Annotated in this window: 16 protein-coding genes; 10 read left to right on the top strand and 6 right to left on the bottom strand. The window is 67.0% G+C overall.

Annotated elements, in window-relative coordinates; genetic code table 11:
- Window positions 1-9 precede the first annotated feature (9 nt).
- The gene (locus ACIA48_RS03645) at window positions 10-981 is read left to right on the top strand and encodes a phosphotriesterase (RefSeq protein ID WP_396727691.1); all 972 of its coding nucleotides are present in this window, start codon (window positions 10-12) and stop codon (window positions 979-981) included.
- On the top strand, window positions 981-2,447 hold the full coding sequence (locus tag ACIA48_RS03640) for an AMP-binding protein (RefSeq protein ID WP_396727689.1): 1,467 nt from the start codon (window positions 981-983) through the stop codon (window positions 2,445-2,447). Before ACIA48_RS03645 ends, ACIA48_RS03640 begins: the two co-directional genes overlap by 1 nt.
- Here the strand turns inward: ACIA48_RS03640 and ACIA48_RS03635 are convergent.
- Window positions 2,413-3,522 (bottom strand): acyltransferase family protein, encoded by a 1,110-nt coding sequence (locus ACIA48_RS03635; RefSeq protein ID WP_396728492.1) that lies wholly within the window; start codon window positions 3,520-3,522, stop codon window positions 2,413-2,415. The two genes, ACIA48_RS03640 and ACIA48_RS03635, sit on opposite strands and share 35 nt — an antisense overlap.
- Window positions 3,523-3,739: 217 nt before the next feature.
- Here ACIA48_RS03635 and ACIA48_RS03630 point away from each other — a divergent pair, with 217 nt between their 5' ends.
- Both ACIA48_RS03630 and ACIA48_RS03625 read left to right on the top strand, forming a co-directional pair.
- A complete protein-coding gene (locus tag ACIA48_RS03630; RefSeq protein WP_396727687.1) occupies window positions 3,740-4,936 on the top strand; it encodes a DUF3068 domain-containing protein in 1,197 nt (398 codons plus the stop codon).
- Window positions 4,937-4,974: 38 nt separating this feature from the next.
- Window positions 4,975-6,636: a hypothetical protein gene (locus ACIA48_RS03625; protein ID WP_396728491.1), complete on the top strand. Its 1,662-nt coding sequence runs from the start codon at window positions 4,975-4,977 to the stop codon at window positions 6,634-6,636.
- On the opposite strand, the gene ACIA48_RS03620 is transcribed toward ACIA48_RS03625, so the two are convergent.
- On the bottom strand, window positions 6,620-7,780 hold the full coding sequence (locus ACIA48_RS03620; protein ID WP_396727685.1) for a glycosyltransferase family 4 protein: 1,161 nt from the start codon (window positions 7,778-7,780) through the stop codon (window positions 6,620-6,622). The two genes, ACIA48_RS03625 and ACIA48_RS03620, sit on opposite strands and share 17 nt — an antisense overlap.
- A 35-nt stretch (window positions 7,781-7,815) precedes the next feature.
- Between ACIA48_RS03620 and ACIA48_RS03615 the strand changes: the two genes are divergently transcribed.
- The 3 genes from ACIA48_RS03615 to ACIA48_RS03605 all read left to right on the top strand — a co-directional run bounded on the left by ACIA48_RS03615 (window position 7,816) and on the right by ACIA48_RS03605 (window position 11,143).
- On the top strand, window positions 7,816-8,610 hold the full coding sequence (locus ACIA48_RS03615) for a class I SAM-dependent methyltransferase (protein WP_396727683.1): 795 nt from the start codon (window positions 7,816-7,818) through the stop codon (window positions 8,608-8,610).
- Between the two features lie 14 nt (window positions 8,611-8,624).
- Complete coding sequence (locus ACIA48_RS03610; RefSeq protein WP_396727681.1) at window positions 8,625-10,100, top strand: aldehyde dehydrogenase; 1,476 nt, start codon at window positions 8,625-8,627, stop codon at window positions 10,098-10,100.
- Window positions 10,101-10,552: 452 nt separating this feature from the next.
- Window positions 10,553-11,143: a TetR/AcrR family transcriptional regulator gene (locus tag ACIA48_RS03605; protein WP_396727679.1), complete on the top strand. Its 591-nt coding sequence runs from the start codon at window positions 10,553-10,555 to the stop codon at window positions 11,141-11,143.
- On the opposite strand, the gene ACIA48_RS03600 is transcribed toward ACIA48_RS03605, so the two are convergent.
- Complete coding sequence (locus ACIA48_RS03600; RefSeq protein ID WP_396727677.1) at window positions 11,076-11,624, bottom strand: dihydrofolate reductase family protein; 549 nt, start codon at window positions 11,622-11,624, stop codon at window positions 11,076-11,078. The two genes, ACIA48_RS03605 and ACIA48_RS03600, sit on opposite strands and share 68 nt — an antisense overlap.
- A gap of 3 nt (window positions 11,625-11,627) precedes the next feature.
- Window positions 11,628-12,602: a helix-turn-helix domain-containing protein gene (locus tag ACIA48_RS03595; protein WP_396727675.1), complete on the bottom strand. Its 975-nt coding sequence runs from the start codon at window positions 12,600-12,602 to the stop codon at window positions 11,628-11,630.
- 41 nt (window positions 12,603-12,643) lie between these two features.
- On the opposite strand from ACIA48_RS03595, the gene ACIA48_RS03590 reads away from it, so the two are divergent.
- Window positions 12,644-13,798: an acyl-CoA dehydrogenase family protein gene (locus ACIA48_RS03590; protein WP_396727673.1), complete on the top strand. Its 1,155-nt coding sequence runs from the start codon at window positions 12,644-12,646 to the stop codon at window positions 13,796-13,798.
- Window positions 13,795-14,808: an acyl-CoA dehydrogenase family protein gene (locus ACIA48_RS03585; RefSeq protein ID WP_396727671.1), complete on the top strand. Its 1,014-nt coding sequence runs from the start codon at window positions 13,795-13,797 to the stop codon at window positions 14,806-14,808. The genes ACIA48_RS03590 and ACIA48_RS03585 overlap by 4 nt, the downstream gene beginning before the upstream one ends.
- Here ACIA48_RS03585 and ACIA48_RS03580 read toward each other — a convergent pair.
- Window positions 14,786-15,610, bottom strand: coding sequence for an arylamine N-acetyltransferase (locus ACIA48_RS03580; protein ID WP_396727669.1), 825 nt, complete (start codon window positions 15,608-15,610; stop codon window positions 14,786-14,788). The genes ACIA48_RS03585 and ACIA48_RS03580 overlap by 23 nt on opposite strands.
- A gap of 50 nt (window positions 15,611-15,660) precedes the next feature.
- Window positions 15,661-16,476: a crotonase/enoyl-CoA hydratase family protein gene (locus ACIA48_RS03575; RefSeq protein ID WP_396727667.1), complete on the bottom strand. Its 816-nt coding sequence runs from the start codon at window positions 16,474-16,476 to the stop codon at window positions 15,661-15,663.
- A gap of 89 nt (window positions 16,477-16,565) precedes the next feature.
- On the opposite strand from ACIA48_RS03575, the gene ACIA48_RS03570 reads away from it, so the two are divergent.
- On the top strand, window positions 16,566-17,375 hold the full coding sequence (locus ACIA48_RS03570) for a lysophospholipid acyltransferase family protein (protein ID WP_396727665.1): 810 nt from the start codon (window positions 16,566-16,568) through the stop codon (window positions 17,373-17,375).
- Window positions 17,376-17,396 lie beyond the last annotated feature (21 nt).

The raw sequence follows: 17,396 nt of genomic DNA, 5'->3' as shown, positions 1-17,396 counted from the left end.
ATCGGCTATGTGCCGCAGCTGAATACCGCCCGGGGCGAGATCATCACGACCGATCTGGGCGTCACGCTCATGCACGAACACGTCTTCGTGCTGTCCCCGGAAATCCACAACAACTTCCCCGAGGTCTGGGGCGACGAGGCCAAACGCGAGGCCGACGCGGTCGCGCGGTTGAACGAACTGAAAGCACGGGGCGTCGACAGCATCGTCGACCTCACGGTGATCGGTCTCGGCCGCTACATCCCACGCATCGCACGCATCGCCGCCCAGACCGACCTCAACATCGTCGTCGCGACCGGCGTCTACACCTACAACGACGTGCCGATGTACTTCCACTTCAGCGGGCCGGACACTCCGCTCGGCGAGCCGATGGTCGAGATGTTCGTCAACGACATCGAGAAGGGCATCGCGGGCACCGACATCAAGGCCGCAATCCTGAAGTGCGCCACCGATGAGCCTGGCGTGACACCGGGTGTGGAGCGGGTGTTGCGCGCGGTGGCGCAGGCGCACCGGCAGACGGGCGTGCCGATCTCGACGCACACGCACGCGGCCACCCGGCGCGGACTCGAGCAGCAGCGGATCTTCGCCGAGGAGGGCGTGGACCTGTCCCGCGTGGTCATTGGCCACTCGGGCGACAGCACCGATCTCGACTACCTCACCGCGCTCATCGAGGCGGGCTCCTACATCGGGATGGACCGCTTCGGTGTCGACGTGTTCCTCGGGTTCGAAGAGCGCGTCGACACCGTCGCCAAGATGTGCGAGCGCGGCCACGCCGACAAGACGGTGCTCTCCCACGATGCCGCCTGCCTCATGGACTGGCTGCCCGAGGACATGGTGTCGGTGGTGATGCCGAATTGGAATTACCTGCACATCCACAACGACGTGATACCGGCCTTGAAGAAACGGGGTGTCACCGACGAACAGCTCACCACGATGCTCGTCGACAACCCGCGCCGGATCTTCGAAGCCCAGGGCGCCTACTGATGGCTGACGTTCCACCCATTCCGACGCAGTTCTCCGCCCTCGCCGAAGCAGAGCCCGACGCGCCCGCGGTCACCTGCATGGGCCGCACGGTCACACGTCGCGAACTCGACGCGTCGACCAACCGGCTCGCGCGGGCCTACGCCGAACTCGGTGTCGGACAGGGCGATTACGTCGTCACCGTACTGCCGAACTCCATCGAGTTCGTCCAGGCCGTGCTGGCCATCTGGAAGCTGGGCGGAATTCCGCAGCCGCTCTCGGCGCGGATGCCCGATGCCGAGTTGGCCGCTCTGTTGGAGCTGCGGCCACCGAAGCTCATCGTCGGTCGCAATGATCCGAACGGGGTATCGACCAGCGTCGCAGCGGATTTCACACCGGATGCGGCACTCTCCGACGATGCTCTTCCAGAGATCGTCTCGCCCGTGCTGAAAGCCATGGCCTCGGGCGGCAGCACCGGACGACCTAAACTCATCGAGGCGGGTATCGACAGCCGTTTCTCACCGCTGGCCGGCTACGTGATGGGTTCGGCGGACGGTGATGTCAACCTGATGTCGGTGCCGTTGACCCACAACACCGGTTTCACGACGATGGCGATCGGGCTCGTGCAGGGTCATCACCTCGTGGTGATGCCGCGGTTCGATGCGCACGAATTCCTGCGGCTGGTCACCGAACACCGCGTCAGCTTCCTCTCCACAGTTCCCACGGTCATGCAGCGCCTCCTCCCGGTATATCGCGCAGACCCCGACTCCTACGACCTGTCCTCGATCCGGCGGCTGTGGCACGTGGCCGCACCGTGTCCACCGTCGGTCAAACAGGCGTGGATCGACATCCTCGGACCAGACGCAGTGTGGGAACTGTACGGCGGCACCGAGTTACAGGCGCTGACGTTCATCTCCGGCGACCAATGGCTGTCCCATCCGGGGTCGGTCGGCGTGGTGGTCGCCGGCGAGATGAAGGTGCTCGACGACGACGGCAACGAATGCCCGCCCGGGGTGAGCGGCGAGATCTACATGCGTCCTCCACCGGGAAGCTCACCGACCTATCGGTATGTCGGCGCCACCGCGAAACAGCGCGACGGCTGGGACTCGCTGGGCGATCTGGGATATTTCGACGAGGACGGCTTCCTCTATCTGAATGACCGCCGGGTGGACATGTTCACCGTCGGTGGGCGCAACGTCTACCCTGCCGAGATCGAGTCGGCGCTCTCGGCGCACCCGGATGTGTTGTCCTGCTTGGTGGTCGGCGTGCCGCACGAGGACCTGGGGCAGGTGCCGCACGCAATCGTGCAGGCCGACGGGCTCGACGAGGCGACGGTCATCGAGTTCCTGTCGGACCGTCTGGACGGCTACAAGCTGCCCCGCGAAGTGGAGTTCAGCGATACCCCCTTGCGCGACGATGCCGGAAAGGCGCGGCGGTCGGCGGTCCGCGACGAGGTCATCGCGCGATTGCAGGCTCGGGTTCGTCCGTGACCGAACTGTCCAACGGCGTGGGATCGTTTCGTCGCTCCCAGCGCCGCAACGCGTTTCGACAGGGCGACTCGACCAGCGCGTAACTGACCGCCGCGATCGCGAACCCGAACCCTACCGTCAGCACCAGCACGATCGGCATGTGTCCGTTGAACGCGAACTCGCCGATGACGGGGAACACCATCGCCAGTGCCGCCAGGTGCCAGACGAACAGGCCGTACGACCATCGGCCCAACGTCACCATCGTCGGGCTGCCCAACAGCCGGTGTGGGGTATCGGGCCGGTCCAGCACCAGCGGGGCGATCAGCGCACCGGCGACGATTGCACCCATCGCGGTCTTCACGACGAACTGGCTGACGGTGCCCGGCGTCAGTCCTTCCGGACCGGCCAGCGGTGACGCGGCCACCGCGAACGCCACCACCGCGATACCGGCCATCAGCACCCGCTTCCTGGCGAGCCGGTGCGCCCACCCGACGGGCGTCACGGTCAGCTCGGCGAGCAGCATCCCTGCCGCGAACCAGGAGAAGAACGCGGGCGGCCAGTTCAGCGGGTTCACGCCGTAGGGCGCGGAGATCGGGAGCAGCGCCCACGCGAAGCTCGCCACCGCCGTCGCCGCGATGCCCGGTATCCGGGCGCGCGCCGGCACGCGTCGCGCCAGCAGCGCCAGAAACGGCAGTGCCAGATAGAACGCGACCTCGACCGACAGGCTCCACATCTGGGTGAGGCCGGCGGTCAGGGTCAGCGGCACATATATCTGGGTCAACGACAGGTTGGCCAGCCAGACCGTCAGATCGGCCTTGGCCTCCGGCAGCAGTGTCAGGATCACCACGACCGCAACCAGGTAGCCGGGCATGATGCGCACGATGCGCGATCGCAGATAGTGACCCGTCGGCGGCTTCGGTCGCAGACCGCGGGCCGCGGCGGCGTGGCCGCGCCACAACAGGAAGCCCGAAAGCGCGAAGAACACCGCGACCGCGAGGTCGAACCTGCCGAAGAACCGGCCGGTGATCCCGCCGGTGTGGCCGGTCTGGAACGCCACATGGGTGACGACGACGCCGACCGCCGCGCAGGCCCGCATCCCCTCGACGGCGGGCAAGAAGCCCCGCGTTCCGCCGACGGCAGAGTCGGTAGTGCGTTCCGTCACGACAAACAGTGTGCCGCGCGGAGGGAAAGTCGCTGAATACGGGTACTCGGGCGGCTCGGGGTTGGCTGCACTCGGAGTAAACATCCAACTTAATCTCTGCTGTTAGGGTCGAACGGGTTTGCGGGAAGCCCGCAGGTGAAGGAGGCACGGTTTGAACCGCGCAGTGGCGCTCCGTATTGCGGCTTGCGGCATCATGGGGCTGGGCGCTGGCTTGTTGATTGCCGCGCTGTTGCTGTCCACGTATACCCACGGGAAGATCGCGAAGGTTCCGCTGAACCTGGACTCGACGCTGATCAGTGACGGCACCGGGACGGCGTTCGACCCCGCCTCGTTGAACCGCGAGAAGTTCGTCATCGACCGCGACGTGCCGCTGGCGCTGCAGGAGCAGATCTCCGTCGAGGCACCGTCGAACGCGGACGTGGTGACACTGCAGGTCGGCAGCACGCTGCGCCGCACCGACAAGCAGCAGGACGAGGGCCTGCTGCTCGCGATGGTCGACACCGTCACGCTCAACCGCGAGACGGCAGAGGCGGTGTCCAGCGAAAGCAATCCCGGCGGCGCGGTCCAGAAGCCGCGATCCATCGACGATGACCAGCCGCCCACCAACATCGCGCTGCCGCACGAAGGCTTGACCTACCGATTCCCGTTCGACACCGAGAAGCGGACGTACCCCGTCTTCGACCCGATCGCGCAGAAGCCGTTCGACGCCAACTACGACGGCGAGGAAGACGTCAACGGGTTGACCACCTACCGCTTCAGTCAGAACGTCGGCTACGACTCCGACGACAAGCTCGTCGAACCGATCAAGTACTCCTCACTTCTCGACGACGACGCCGACAGCGAGGTCACCGCTTCCGCCGCGATGTGGGGTGTCCCCGGGGAACCCGACGAGCGGATCACCATGTCGCGCTACTACGCCGCGCAGCGCACGTTCTGGGTCGATCCGGTGTCGGGCACCATCGTGAAGAAGGAAGACCACGGCTACCACTACTACGCGCGTGATCCGCTCAAGCCCGAGGTGACCTTCGTCGATTTCAAGGTCGCCTACAACGAGGAGACCATCGAAACCCAAGTTGCCAGCGCACGAAATGAGCGCGACCGGGTGGGGCTGTGGGGCCGCATCCTGCCCATCACGTTCATCGCCATCGGTCTAGTGTCGCTGGTCGGCGGCGCGCTGTTGGGATCGTTCAGCTTGCGGGCGGAGTCCGCGCTCATCGATCCCGGACTCGACGAGGCCGATCACAGCTTCTTCGACACCCAGGGGATCAAAGTGCCGGGGGCCGAGGCCAAGACCGAGAAGCTACCCGCGCAGAAACCGACCGATCTGCCGCCGGACAGACCGGTCTGACCGCGCGTTTCACGGCGCCTGCACGGGCGCGATCGCTGATTGCCCCGGCCTACGCGCTGGTGCTGTCCCTGGCCGTGACGGCCCCGCTGTTCGCGCCGGGCTATCTGCTGCTTCGCGATGCGGTGTCCACGCCGCGCTCCTATCTTTCGGATACCGCGCTGGGGCTCGCCGAAGCCGCGCCGCGGGCGCTGCCCCAGGATTTCGCGGTGGTGCTGCTGTCGTCGGTGATCGATGGCGGGGTGGCGGTCAAGCTGCTGCTGATCGTCGGACTGTGGCTCGCCGGGTGGGGTGCGGCGCGGTTGGCGGGAGTGGTCGTGCCCGACTCGGGGATGGCGGGACAGTTCGTCGCGACGACGCTCGCGATCTGGAACCCGTATGTCGCCGAGCGTCTGCTGCAGGGGCACTGGAGCTTGATCGTCGGGTATGGCTGTCTGCCCTGGGTGGCCGCCGCGATGTTGCGGCTGCGCGAACCGGAAGCAGGGTGGGCCGACGTGGGCGCGCTGGTGTTCTGGATCGCGCTGGCCGGGTTGACGCCGACGGGGCTGATGCTCGCCGCCAGCGTGGCGGTGGCGTGTGTGTTCGCACCGGGAGCCGGTTGGCGACGGTGGCGGTGCGCGGCCGTGGCGTTGGGTGCGGCTCTGGTCGCGGCGCTGCCGTGGCTGACGGCCGCGGTGGTGGCGAGTTCGCTGGCACCGTCGCAGGCTGAGGGAGTCGCGGCGTTTGCGGCGCGCGCCGAACCCGGGCTCGGCACACTCGCGACGCTGGCCAGCCTCGGTGGGATCTGGAACAGCGAGGCCGTACCCGCATCGCGCACAACGCTTTTCGCCGTCGTCGCGGCGATCGTCCTGCTCGGCATCGTGGCGCTGGGATTGCCGGTGGCGATCCGCAGCCGGGCGGCCGTGCCGCTGTTGTGCCTGGCAGCGCTCGCCGTGGTCGTACCTGCGTTGATGGCGACCGGCCCGGGTTTGGCGGCGGTCGAGGCGACGGTGCGAACGCTGCCCGGTCTCGGTGTGCTGCGCGACGCGCAGAAGTGGGTGGCGCTGGCGGTTCCCGGCTACGCGCTCGCGGGTGCGGCCGCGGTCGTCCCTCTGCGACAGAAACTTTCGGGACTTCCGGCTGCGGCGACCGCGTTGGTCTGCTGCGCGGCGCTGATCGCCACGCTGCCCGATCTGGCGTGGGGCGTGGGCGGCCAGGTCGCTCCGGTGGTGTACCCGGCCGGTTGGGCGAGGGCCGCGGCGATCATCAACGACGACCCGCGTCCGGTTGCGGTCCTACCGGTCGACAGCATGCGCCGCTTCGAATGGGCGGGCGATGCGCCGGCGCTCGACCCGCTGCCACGGTGGGTGCGCGCGGATGTGCTGTCGACGGGCGACCTGACGATCGGCGGCCGGACGGTCCCCGGTGAAGGTGAACGCGCCCGCGCTGTGCAGCAGCTGTTGTTGGACGGTGCTGATCGCGAGAAGCTGGCCGACGCCGGTGTTGGCTGGGTGGTCGTCGAATCCAGCGGTGCGACACATGCTTTGGCGCTGCCGGTCGCCTATCACGACGACGACATCACGCTCTACCGCACTGGCGGTGACGTACCTGAGGCGCCGGGTCGCGGTGTCGTGCTGGCCGCGCATCTCGCGTGGCTGGCGCTGCTCCTCGGCGGATTGGTGGGGTTGATCTCTCGCGCGTGGGGCGTTAGACGACGCCGCTGACGGACGTGCCGGCGTTGACGGCCTCGAGCACGGTGCGCATCGCGTCGGTGCTCTGCCGCCAGGAGAACTCTCCGCTGCGGACCGCGGCCTTGGCACCCAGTTGTTCGCGCAGCACGGAATCGGTCAGCAGCCGAAGGAGCCCGTCGACAAGGCCGTCGTGATCGTCGACAAGTAGGCCGGTGACCCCGTCGACGATCGAATCGGTCAGTCCGCCCGAGGACCGGTAGCCGACGGTGGGCACGCCGTGCTGGCCGGCCTCGATCACGGCCAGCGCCCAACCTTCTTTGCGCGACGGCAGCACATGAACCCAAGAGCGCTGCAGCACATCGTGTTTGGTGTCCTCGTCGACGTGGCCGTGGAAAGTCACCGCATCGGAGATGCCGAGCAATTCGGCGTGTTCGACCAGACGCTGATCCCACCAGCCGCCACCGAGGACGTCCAGGTGCACATCCGGAACTCGGGGACGCAGTTGAGCGATTGCCTCCAGCGCGTCCTCGATCTGCTTGTGCGGAACCAGGCGGGAGAGCACCACCGCTCTCGGCGTCGCCGACCGCGGAGCGGTCAGCGAGTCCGCTGGCGCCTCGTCGAGACCGTTGCGCACAACGGCGATTCGGCCGGGGTGCACACCGAGCGCCGCCAGATCCCGCGCCGACGGCAGCGAGACCGTGACGTACTGATTGCGACGATGGAGCCACGGCGACAGCCTCGATTCGACGAACCAGCCGAAGCGCCCCATCATCGGCCCGGCGACGGGCCACTGCTCGCGATGGCAGTGGTGCACGAGGACCGCGACGCGACGGCCGTAGGCCAGCCGCGCCAGGAACGGGATCCCGTTCTGCGAGTCGATCACCACATCGGGTCGGACCTTGCGCAGCGGGCCGAGCCCGATGCGGGCCAGCACCATCGACAGCCCCGCCCAAACGTAGATGGAGTAGGAACCACCGCCGCGGCTCACGCGCACCCCGTCGACGATCTCGCGTCGCGCCGATCCGGGATAGCGCGCGGTCCGCAGCGTCACGTCGACGCCCGACGCGGCCAGTTGCGCGCCGATGCGCTGCAGGTAGGTCTCGCTGCCGCCGCCCTGGGGGTGCCCGGTATCGCGCCAGCACAACAGCAGCACGGAGCGAACACCTCGGTCAGACATCCCGTCCACCCTAAACGCTGGCTACTGTTCCTTGGATGCCCGTGACCGACCTCTTCGCCCGCCGGGCGACGCTGCGGAGGTCGGTGCGACTACTGGGCGAGTTCCGGTTCGAGCAGCCCGATCCGGCCCGGTTCTATGGCGCGCTCGCCGACGACACCGCCGCGATGATCACCGATCTGTGGCGGTCCGAGCATCGCGCCGCGCCAGCCGGTCACACTCTGCTCGACGTCGGCGGCGGACCGGGTTACTTCGCCGCGGCCTTCGCGCGCGCGGGCTTCACCTACATCGGCGTCGAACCCGACCCTGCCGAAATGCACGGCGGACCTGCCGAGAACGACGGCACCGCCCGTTACGTGCGGGCGTCGGGCACCGCACTGCCGTTCGACGACGACAGCGTCGACGTCTGCCTGTCCTCCAACGTCGCCGAACATGTTGCCGACCCGTGGCGGCTCGGCAGTGAGATGCTGCGCGTCACCAAGCCCAGCGGGCTGGTCGTCCTGTCGTACACGGTGTGGCTCGGCCCGTTCGGCGGACACGAAACCGGGCTGTGGCACTACCTCGGCGGGCTACGCGCCGCCAGGCGCTACATGCGAAAGCACGGCCATCCGCCGAAGAACAACTACGGCTCGTCACTGTTCGCGGTCTCGGTTGCTGACGGACTGCAGTGGGCGAGCGCCACCGGTGCCTTGGTTACCGCATTCCCTCGCTACCACCCGCGATGGGCGTGGTGGATGGTGCGGGTTCCGGTGCTGCGCGAGTTCGGAGTCAGCAATGTGGTGCTGGTCTTGAGGCCACCGATTGCAACAGGTTCTACTTTCTCGGGTTCGTAGGTAGTGTGACGGTCATGACACAGACCGTCGCTTTCAAAACCGAGTGGGACAAGCTCTTCATCGGCGGCAAATGGGTCGAGCCGGCCTCATCGGAGGTCATCGAGGTGCGCTCACCCGCCACCGGCGAGGTGGTGGGCAAGGTGCCGTTGGCGACCGAAGCCGACGTCAACGCCGCGTGCGCGGCCGCACGCAAGGCCTTCGACGAAGGCCCGTGGCCGCACATGAAGCCGCAGGAGCGTGCCGCGATCCTCGCCGCCGCCATCAAGGGCATGGAAGATCGTGCCGACGAGCTCAAGTACCTGCTCGCCGCCGAAACCGGTCAGCCGCAGACGATCGTCGAGATGATGCAGTACGGCGCCGCCATGTCGGCGTTCCAGTACTACGCCGGCGCAGCCGACAAGTTCCACTGGAAAGACATCCGCGACGGCGTCTACGGCCAGACGCTGGTCGTGCGCGAGCCCATCGGTGTCGTCGGCGCCGTGACCGCGTGGAACGTGCCGTTCTTCCTCGCGGCCAACAAGCTGGGCCCGGCCTTCCTCGCGGGCTGCACCGTCGTACTCAAGCCCGCCGCGGAGACGCCGCTTTCGGTGTTCGCGATGGCCGAGATCTTCGCCGAGGCCGGCCTTCCCGAAGGTGTGCTGTCGATCGTGCCCGGCGGCCCGGACACCGGTCGCGCGCTGACGTCGAACCCCGAGCTGGACAAGTTCACGTTCACCGGCAGCTCCGCGGTCGGCAAGGAGATCGCCAAGATCGCCGCCGAGAAGCTCAAGCCGTGCACGCTGGAGCTCGGCGGCAAGTCGGCCGCCATCATCCTCGAGGACGCGGACCTGGACTCGACGCTTCCGATGCTCGGGTTCTCCGGCGTGATGAACAGCGGACAGGCGTGTGTCGCGCAGACCCGCATCCTGGCGCCGCGCTCGCGGTACGACGAGGTCGTCGAGAAGATCGCGAACTTCATCTCCGCGATGCCGGTCGGTCTGCCCGACGATCCGAACGCCGCGATCGGCCCGCTGATCTCCGAGAAGCAGCGTGAGCGCGTCGAGGGCTACATCAAGAAGGGCGTCGAGGAGGGTGCGCGCATCGTCACCGGCGGCGGCCGTCCCGAGGGCCTGGACAGCGGCTGGTTCGTCCAGCCGACGGTGTTCGCCGACGTCGACAACTCGATGACGATCGCGCAGGAGGAGATCTTCGGACCCGTGCTGGCGGTGATCCCCTACGAGACCGAAGAGGACGCCATCCGCATCGCCAACGATTCGGTGTACGGCCTTGCCGGCAGCGTGTGGACGACGGACAACAAGAAGGCGGTCGAGATCGCCAACAAGATCCGCACCGGCACCTACGCGGTCAACATGTACGCGTTCGATCCCTGCGCCCCGTTCGGCGGCTACAAGAACTCCGGCGTCGGCCGCGAGAACGGCCCCGAGGGCATCGAGGCGTACGTCGAGCCCAAGAGCATCCTGCTGCCGTTCGGCTACACACCCGAGGACTGATCGAGGTTTTGCGGACCCGGCTGGCTTCAGCAGTGCAAGCCAGCCGGGAGCATGCTGCCGCGTTGCGGGATTATGCACTGGACCATAGTTGTCGATACCGTTGATTTTCCTTGCGTGACCCCGCCGGCCAGGCTATACTCGAGTTCACCTGCTATTTACCGAACACTGGCTGTGACGCGGAATACAATTCTCGCGTTCGTGTGTTGTCTGTTTTATGATGCTCGTCATAGGCAGGGAGGCACGCCATGTGGGTCGTTGAGATCAACGTCGCTGGCCGTCGATTCGTTCACGAAGTGCGCGCCCGGCGACCGTTCATCCGTTTGAGTTCGCGCAGCTTCGGGTGGCGTCAGTCGCAACTCCCGCAGACACGCGCCGCCTGATCTCACCGTCGGAGGTTTGTTCTGTCTCCCATCGCCACCAAGCCCACCAAGCGCGGATCCACTCGCACTGCGATGTTGGTCAGCGCCGCCGAGGTGCTGCGTGAACGGGGCGCCGCAGGCGTGACGATCGACGAGGTGCTGGCCCGAAGCGGCGCGCCCCGCGGTTCGGTCTATCACCACTTCCCCGACGGCAGAAACCAGATCCTCACCGAGGCGCTGCAGTACGCCGGCGAGGCCATCACCGAGGTCATCGACGACGCCGCTGCGAACGGCGGCATGTACCTGGTCAGAAAATTCGTCGTGTTCTGGGAGGAACTGCTCGCCGAGAGCAATTTCTCCGCGGGTTGTCCGGTTGTCGCGGCCGCGATCGGCTCAGCCGACGAAGAACCCCAACTCACGACCGTCGCGGGCCGCATCTTCAGCCTTTGGCGCGACGCGCTCACCCGCGCCTTCGTTTCCGACGGCTTCACGGAACTCGACGCTTCCTCCTTGGCGATCATGTGCATCGCATCCCTGGAGGGCGGCGTCGTGTTGTGCAGGTCGACGCGTAGTGTCGATCCGCTGAAGGACGTCGCCTCCCAGCTCGAATTCCTGATCAAGTCAAGGGAATTCGTCCAGCGCTATGGGCTGCCCTCCACCGAGCACACACGAACTCACCGTTGACGCCTGCCTCCACCAGAGCCCACTCCGACCGAATCGGCAGCACCGGAGATCCGCCGCCCAACGAGCATGGTGTGTAACTGACGATCATCTCGTCGATGAGACCCGCGGCCGCGAATTGCGCGGCCACGTCGCCGCCGCCCATCACCCACACATCCTTGCCCGCCGCAGCCGTCACCAATGTCGAATGCAGCCGGCGCACATCGCCGTCGAACGTCTGCACCGGATGTCCCTCGACGATGATCTGGGGACGGTGGGTCATCACCCATGACGGCTGATCGTAGGGCCACTCGCCGGGCTGATTGCGCAGCAGCCACTCGTAGGTCGCCGATCCCATCACCAGTGCGCCAATGGATTTGATGAACTCGTCATACCCGAACGGGCCGTCGGGATCGATCTCGCGGGAGGTCAGCCAGTCGAGGCTGCCGGACTCGTCGACGATGTAGCCGTCCAGGCTGGATGCGGTGTAGTAGACAGTTGCCATGCTTTACCTTTCGCGAGCTCTGGTCATCCATTCGAGCGGATCACCGTGTCCGGTGTGAATCCCGTGGTGGGCGAGCATCGCCCTGGCAAGTCCGCGGCGATGCGCGGAGAAGGTCAGCACATGGGCGACGATGCCGTAGAGCTGAAACGACTCCGGCGGATCGCATAGCGCGTCGATGACCGTGTCACCCAGTCGCCCGGCCGCCGAGTACTCCGAAACCATTGCGCTCCAGTGCTTTGCGATATCGGCGTGATGATCGGCCAACTGTGCGGCAGTGCAGGAATCGGGTTGTGTCGCGGCCCGTTCGGGAAAGTCGCGGCCTTCGATCGTCGCCAGCCACACCTGTTTGGTCCACACAATGGCACCGAGCACCGCGCCGACGCTGGGTTCGGGGCCGTCCCACTCGAGCACCTGCTGTCCCGGCGAAATATCGTCTGCCCACTGCTCTTTGGTCAGAGCGCCCGCCAGGTCGATGAGGTAGGCGGTGTCGGCGACGTCATGAGCCACCATCAAGGCCGAGATGTCGGGTTGTCCTGACCCATCGGGCTTTTCGTCACTGTCGAGCCAGAGCGAGTGCGGGGGATGGAAGTGCAGCCCGTTCGGTGCGGGCAGTCGGAATCCGATCTCGGCCGCCCGTGACGGCGGTGTGCCGAAGGTGCGGCTGAACGCGCGGGAGAACACCTCGGCCGACGACCAGCCCTCATCGGCGGCCACCGCGGACACCGACTCGCCCCGGTGCAGACGCCACGCCGCACGCTCGAGCATGATGCGGCGCCGCAGCGCGGCGGGCGACTCCCCCGTCAGCCGCCGCACCTCCCGGGAGAAGTGGAACTCCGATGCATAACTGCTGCGCGCCATATCGCTGACGTCGGTGTTGTCGGCGTCGACGACCGCGTCGAGCAGTTCGCGAAGTCGGTCACGGTGGGATGGCTCGCTCACGGTGATTGAGTATCGTCTCCGAGCCCACTCGGAGGACATGACAATTCCTGCTGCGGCGCCACGCTCTAGTGTCATAGCCAGTGACTGAATTCGATGCGCTGTGTGCCAATGACGCGGAGCTGGCCGAGATACGGACCGCCATCCGGGACTTTCTCGCTGCCGATAGCGAGAAGTTCGGCTGGGAGCCCGCCATCGACTCCTGGCTGGCCAGGTGGGACGCCGATTTCTCGGCCCGGCTGGCCGACGCGGGGTTCGTCGGCCTGACCATCCCCACCGAGTACGGCGGACGCGGCCTCGGTCATCTGCACCGCTATGTGGTGACCGAGGAACTCCTGGCCCACGGCGCACCGGTCGCCGCGCACTGGTTCGCCGACCGTCAGTTCGCGCCCTCGTTGTTGTCGTACGGCAGCGACGAACAGCGCTCCGAATTCCTACCGGTCATCGCCGCGGGTCGGCTGCACGCGGCGATCGGAATGAGTGAACACGACGCGGGGTCCGACCTCGCCGCGGTCAAGACGCGAGCGAACCAGGTCGACGGCGGCTGGAAGATCAGCGGCACCAAGGTGTGGACCAGCGGCGCACATCTCGCGCAGCGGATCGTCGTGCTGGCTCGCACGAGCCCGCTCGATCCCGAGCACCGGCACGCGGGGTTCAGCCAGTTCTTCATCGCGCTCGATTCACCGGGGATCACGATCGACCCGATCGTGCAGATGGGTGGCGAACACCATTTCAACGAGGTGACGTTCGACGACGTGTTCGTCCCCGATTCCGACGTGCTGGGCAACATCGGCGACGGGTGGCGGCAGGTCACCTCCGAGCTCGGCTTCGAACGCAGCGGACCCGAACGCATCCTGTCGACGGTCACCTTGATCCGCGACGCCATCCGGGCCCTGCCCGACGATGCCGACGACGGGACCGCCGCCGCGGTGGGCGACCTTGTCGCCAGGATGATTTCGCTTCGGCAGCTGTCGATCTCGGTGGCCCGCGCGCTGGCTGGAGGCGAGGACGCCGCCACCCGGGCCGCGCTCGTCAAGGATCTCGGCACGCGCTTCGAGCAGGACTCCGTGGAGTTGGTCGCCGACCTGCTCGACCGGTTGGACCGTCGGACACCGGAGGCCGCGCGCCTTCATGAGCTGTTGGATACCGCGCGGCTGCATTCACCGCTGTTCACCCTGCGAGGCGGCACCAACGAGGTGCTGCGGGGTGTGGTGGCTCGAGGATTGGGTGTGCGGTGAACGAACTGGAACAACTCGTCGCCGACGTCGGTGCGCGCTCACTGGAAGCCCGGCAGGGCAGGCCGGCTTTCCCCGACGTGTTCGACGAACAGCTGTGGAGCATGCTGGAGGAGACCGGGCTGAGCCGGTTGACCTCCACCGAGGACGCCGGGCCCGCGGAAGCGGCGACACTGTTGACCGGCTTGGCGCGAAATGCCGCAGCGGTGCCGATCGCCGAAACCGACTTGCTGGCAATGTTTCTCGCTGGCAGGGTCGACCAGCCGGTCCCGGATAGTGGACCGCTGACCGCCGTGCTGGCCGATGCCGATCTGCACAGCGGCACCGTCAAGGGAACCGCTCGTGATGTGCCGTGGGCGGACTCGGCACCCGTTGTGGTCGCCGCGCGAACTGCCGACGGTGTGTACGTCGATCTGGTCACCGCTGAACCGACCGCGACGAGCCACAACCTTGCCGGCGAGCCTCGCGGCACCTTCGAGTTCGAGTTCGAGGCGCGCGGCAAGCTCGACGACGCCATCGCCGACGAGTTCACCCGCCGCGGTGCGTGGGCACGTTGCGTACAGGTGATCGGCGCATTGGATGCCGCGCGCGACCTGACAGTGGCGCACACCAGCGAGCGGGTTCAGTTCGGCCGTCCGCTGTCCAAGTTCCAGGCGGTGCAGCACTCGCTGGCCGAGATGGCCGGTGAGATCGAACGTGTCCGCGCCGCCACCGACCTGGCCGTCACTGCCGCCGTCGACTTCGGGTTCGACAGCGCGGCAACCGATTACGCGGTGACGGTGGCGAAGGTCGCCGCCGGCCGCGCCGTCGAGTCGGTGACCAGGATCGCCCACCAATTGCACGGTGCTATCGGTGTCACCGTCGAGCACCGGCTGTGGCTGTTCACCATGCGGGCGCGCAGTTGGATCGACGAGTTCGGCACCACCATGCACTACGCGCGGCGGCTCGGCCGGATCGCACTTGCCGCCGACGACCCGTGGCAGGTCGTCGTCAGCTGTCCAGAACCGCATTGACGCGTGCCTCGACGTCCACCCGGTCGCCGAGGTCGGTCAGGTCGATCCCGAATCGATCGGTCAGCGCGTTCAGCACGTCGGCGGCCGTCGCGAACCGGATGCGCTCGGTGTCGCCGCCGCTGTGGATCGCCAGATTGCGGCCCCGCAGATTCCAGCGGGCGTCCTCGGTGAGCAGCGCAACCGACAGCCCGACGACGAACGTCGAGTGGGGATACGTTGAGACATACCAACTTCCGACCTCACGGTCGATTTGCGGCTGCGGTCGCGTGGTGAACCTGTACAGCGCTTGCCAGCCTCCGCGGATCTGCGCCTGCAGCGCGTATCCGTCACCGTCGGCGAGAATGCGATACGGCTCGTGCCGCGTCGGCTGCACGGTGTCGACCTCGAGCCGAATGGGTGACGACAGCGTCTGCCCCCCGAATCCGACGTCGACGAGCCACGGTCCGTCGTCGCCGGGCACCGTCACCGACAGCGCCTCGTGCGTCTGCGCGGGCAAGTCATCGGAGTCGTTCATCCACACCACGCGCGCACCGAGGCGCTGCACCCCGAAACCCAACTCCGCGAGCGCATATCCCATGACGCCGTTCTGCTCGTAGCAGTAGCCGCCGCGTCGCCGCGCCACGAGCTTGTCGAACAACGCCGCCTCGCCGAGATCAGCGACGGGAATTCCCATCAAAGGGTCGAGATTCTCGAACGGGATCGCGCCGTTGTGCGCCGCGACGAGGGCGCGCAGCGTGTCAAGCGTGGCCGTCGCGGGTCCGGTGTAGTTGATGCGACGGAAGTAGGCGTCCAGATCAGTCACGACACCATGGTGCGACCTCAACGACAGTTGAGGTCAACGGTTGGTGTCTGTCAGGTGCCTGTCCACTTGGGCGCGCGCTTCTCCGCGAACGCGATCGCACCCTCTTTGGCGTCGTTGGACATGAAGACCGGCGCCAGGATGTTGATCTGGTTGGACCACATCTCCTCGGGGCCCCAGCTGCGCGACTCGACGATGATCCGCTTCGTCGCGGCCACGGCCAGCGGCCCGTTCGCGGTGATCTTCTCCGCGAGCGCAATCGCCGCGTCGAGTGCCTGCCCCGGCTCGGCGAGCACATTGACCAGGCCGAGCTCCTTGGCGCGGGTGGCGGGCAGGTTCTCACCCGTCAACGCCAGTTCCATGGCGACGGCCGGCGGGATGCGCTGCGGCAGCCGCAACAGTCCGCCGCCGCCCGCGACCAGGCCGCGCTTGACCTCGGGGATGCCGAACGCCGACTCGTTCGACGCCACGATCAGATCGGTGGCCAGCGCCAGCTCGCAGCCACCGGCCAGGCAGTAACCTTCCACCGCCGCGATCAACGGCTTGGCGGGGGGTTTCTCGGTGAAGCCCATGCCGCGACCCTCGACCACGACGTTCTCGCCGCGCGCGAAGGCTTTGAGGTCCATCCCCGCGGAAAAGGATCCGCCAGCTCCGGTCAGCACCCCGACCGACAGCCCGGCGTCTCCGTCGAGACGGTCCATCGCATCGGCCAGACCGCGGCTGACGTCGGCGTTCACCGCGTTCTTGGCCTGCGGGCGGTTGATGGTGATGATCAAAATCCGGTCGCGCTGCTCGACCAGGACTGCTTGCTCGCTGTTATCACTCACGCCGGTGATCGTAACGGTCCGGGGCTGACGGACAGCGGGCATCCCGAGTTACCCTGATCTCGTTCATTGGGCCATCACCGCCCACTGCGGTAAACTAGAACACGTTCTAATTCCCAACCCCAGGGGGACCCGTGGCCTCGAGCGACACCGAACCGTCGGAGCTCACCAAGTGGGATCCGGGCCTGACCGAACGCGTCATGGGGATCATGCGGCCCTTCCTCAAGCGGTACTTCCGATCGGAAACGCGCGGGTTGGAGAACATCCCGGCCGGCGGCGCGCTCCTGGTCTGCAACCACTCGGGCGGCATGCTGCCGATGGACGTCCCGATTCTCGCCGCCGACTTCTACGACCATCACGGTTATGACCGCCCGCTCTACACGCTCAGCCACGACATGCTGTCGGTGGGACCGACGGGCGACTTCTTCAAGAAGATCGGCTACATCAGCGCCAACCACGCCAACGCCGACGAAGCGCTGCGCTCGGGCGGCCTGGTGGTGGTGTTCCCGGGCGGCGACTACGACGTGTACCGCCCGACGTTCACCGAGAACGTGATCGACTTCGGCGGCCGTACGGGCTACGTCAAGGCCGCGCTCAACGCCGGGGTGCCGATCGTGCCCGCGGTGGGGATCGGCGGCCAGGAGACGCAGATCTTCCTCACGCGTGGGACGTGGCTGGCCAAGCGTCTCGGGCCGATTGCCCGCCTGGCGCGCACCAAGATCGTGCCGGTTTCGTTCGGTTTCCCGTTCGGGCTGTCCCTGGTCGTGCCGCCGAACATCCCGCTGCCGTCGAAGATCGTGATGAAGGTGCTGCCGCCGATCGACCTCGTCGCCGAGTTCGGCGAGGATCCCGATATCGACGAGATCGACGCGCACGTGCGGCATGTGATGCAGCGGGCACTGGACGAACTTGCCGACGAACGCCGGCTTCCGATACTGGGCTGAGCGGGTTTGAAACCCGGTCAG

The organism is Mycobacterium sp. NPDC051804, from assembly GCF_044452905.1.
GTDB lineage: Bacteria > Actinomycetota > Actinomycetes > Mycobacteriales > Mycobacteriaceae > Mycobacterium.
This window is presented reverse-complemented; position numbering and strand designations above follow the sequence as displayed.

Bases quoted from the DNA above. Each gene is read 5' to 3' on its own strand.
- ACIA48_RS03640 (WP_396727689.1), top strand. From the start codon at position 981: ATGGCTGACGTTCCACCCATTCCGACGCAGTTCTCCGCCCTCGCCGAA.
- ACIA48_RS03635 (WP_396728492.1), bottom strand. From the start codon at position 3,522: ATGCGGGCCTGCGCGGCGGTCGGCGTCGTCGTCACCCATGTGGCGTTC.
- ACIA48_RS03620 (WP_396727685.1), bottom strand. From the start codon at position 7,780: ATGTCTGACCGAGGTGTTCGCTCCGTGCTGCTGTTGTGCTGGCGCGAT.
- ACIA48_RS03615 (WP_396727683.1), top strand. From the start codon at position 7,816: ATGCCCGTGACCGACCTCTTCGCCCGCCGGGCGACGCTGCGGAGGTCG.
- ACIA48_RS03610 (WP_396727681.1), top strand. From the start codon at position 8,625: ATGACACAGACCGTCGCTTTCAAAACCGAGTGGGACAAGCTCTTCATC.
- ACIA48_RS03605 (WP_396727679.1), top strand. From the start codon at position 10,553: ATGTTGGTCAGCGCCGCCGAGGTGCTGCGTGAACGGGGCGCCGCAGGC.
- ACIA48_RS03600 (WP_396727677.1), bottom strand. From the start codon at position 11,624: ATGGCAACTGTCTACTACACCGCATCCAGCCTGGACGGCTACATCGTC.
- ACIA48_RS03595 (WP_396727675.1), bottom strand. From the start codon at position 12,602: ATGTCCTCCGAGTGGGCTCGGAGACGATACTCAATCACCGTGAGCGAG.
- ACIA48_RS03575 (WP_396727667.1), bottom strand. From the start codon at position 16,476: ATGCCCGCTGTCCGTCAGCCCCGGACCGTTACGATCACCGGCGTGAGT.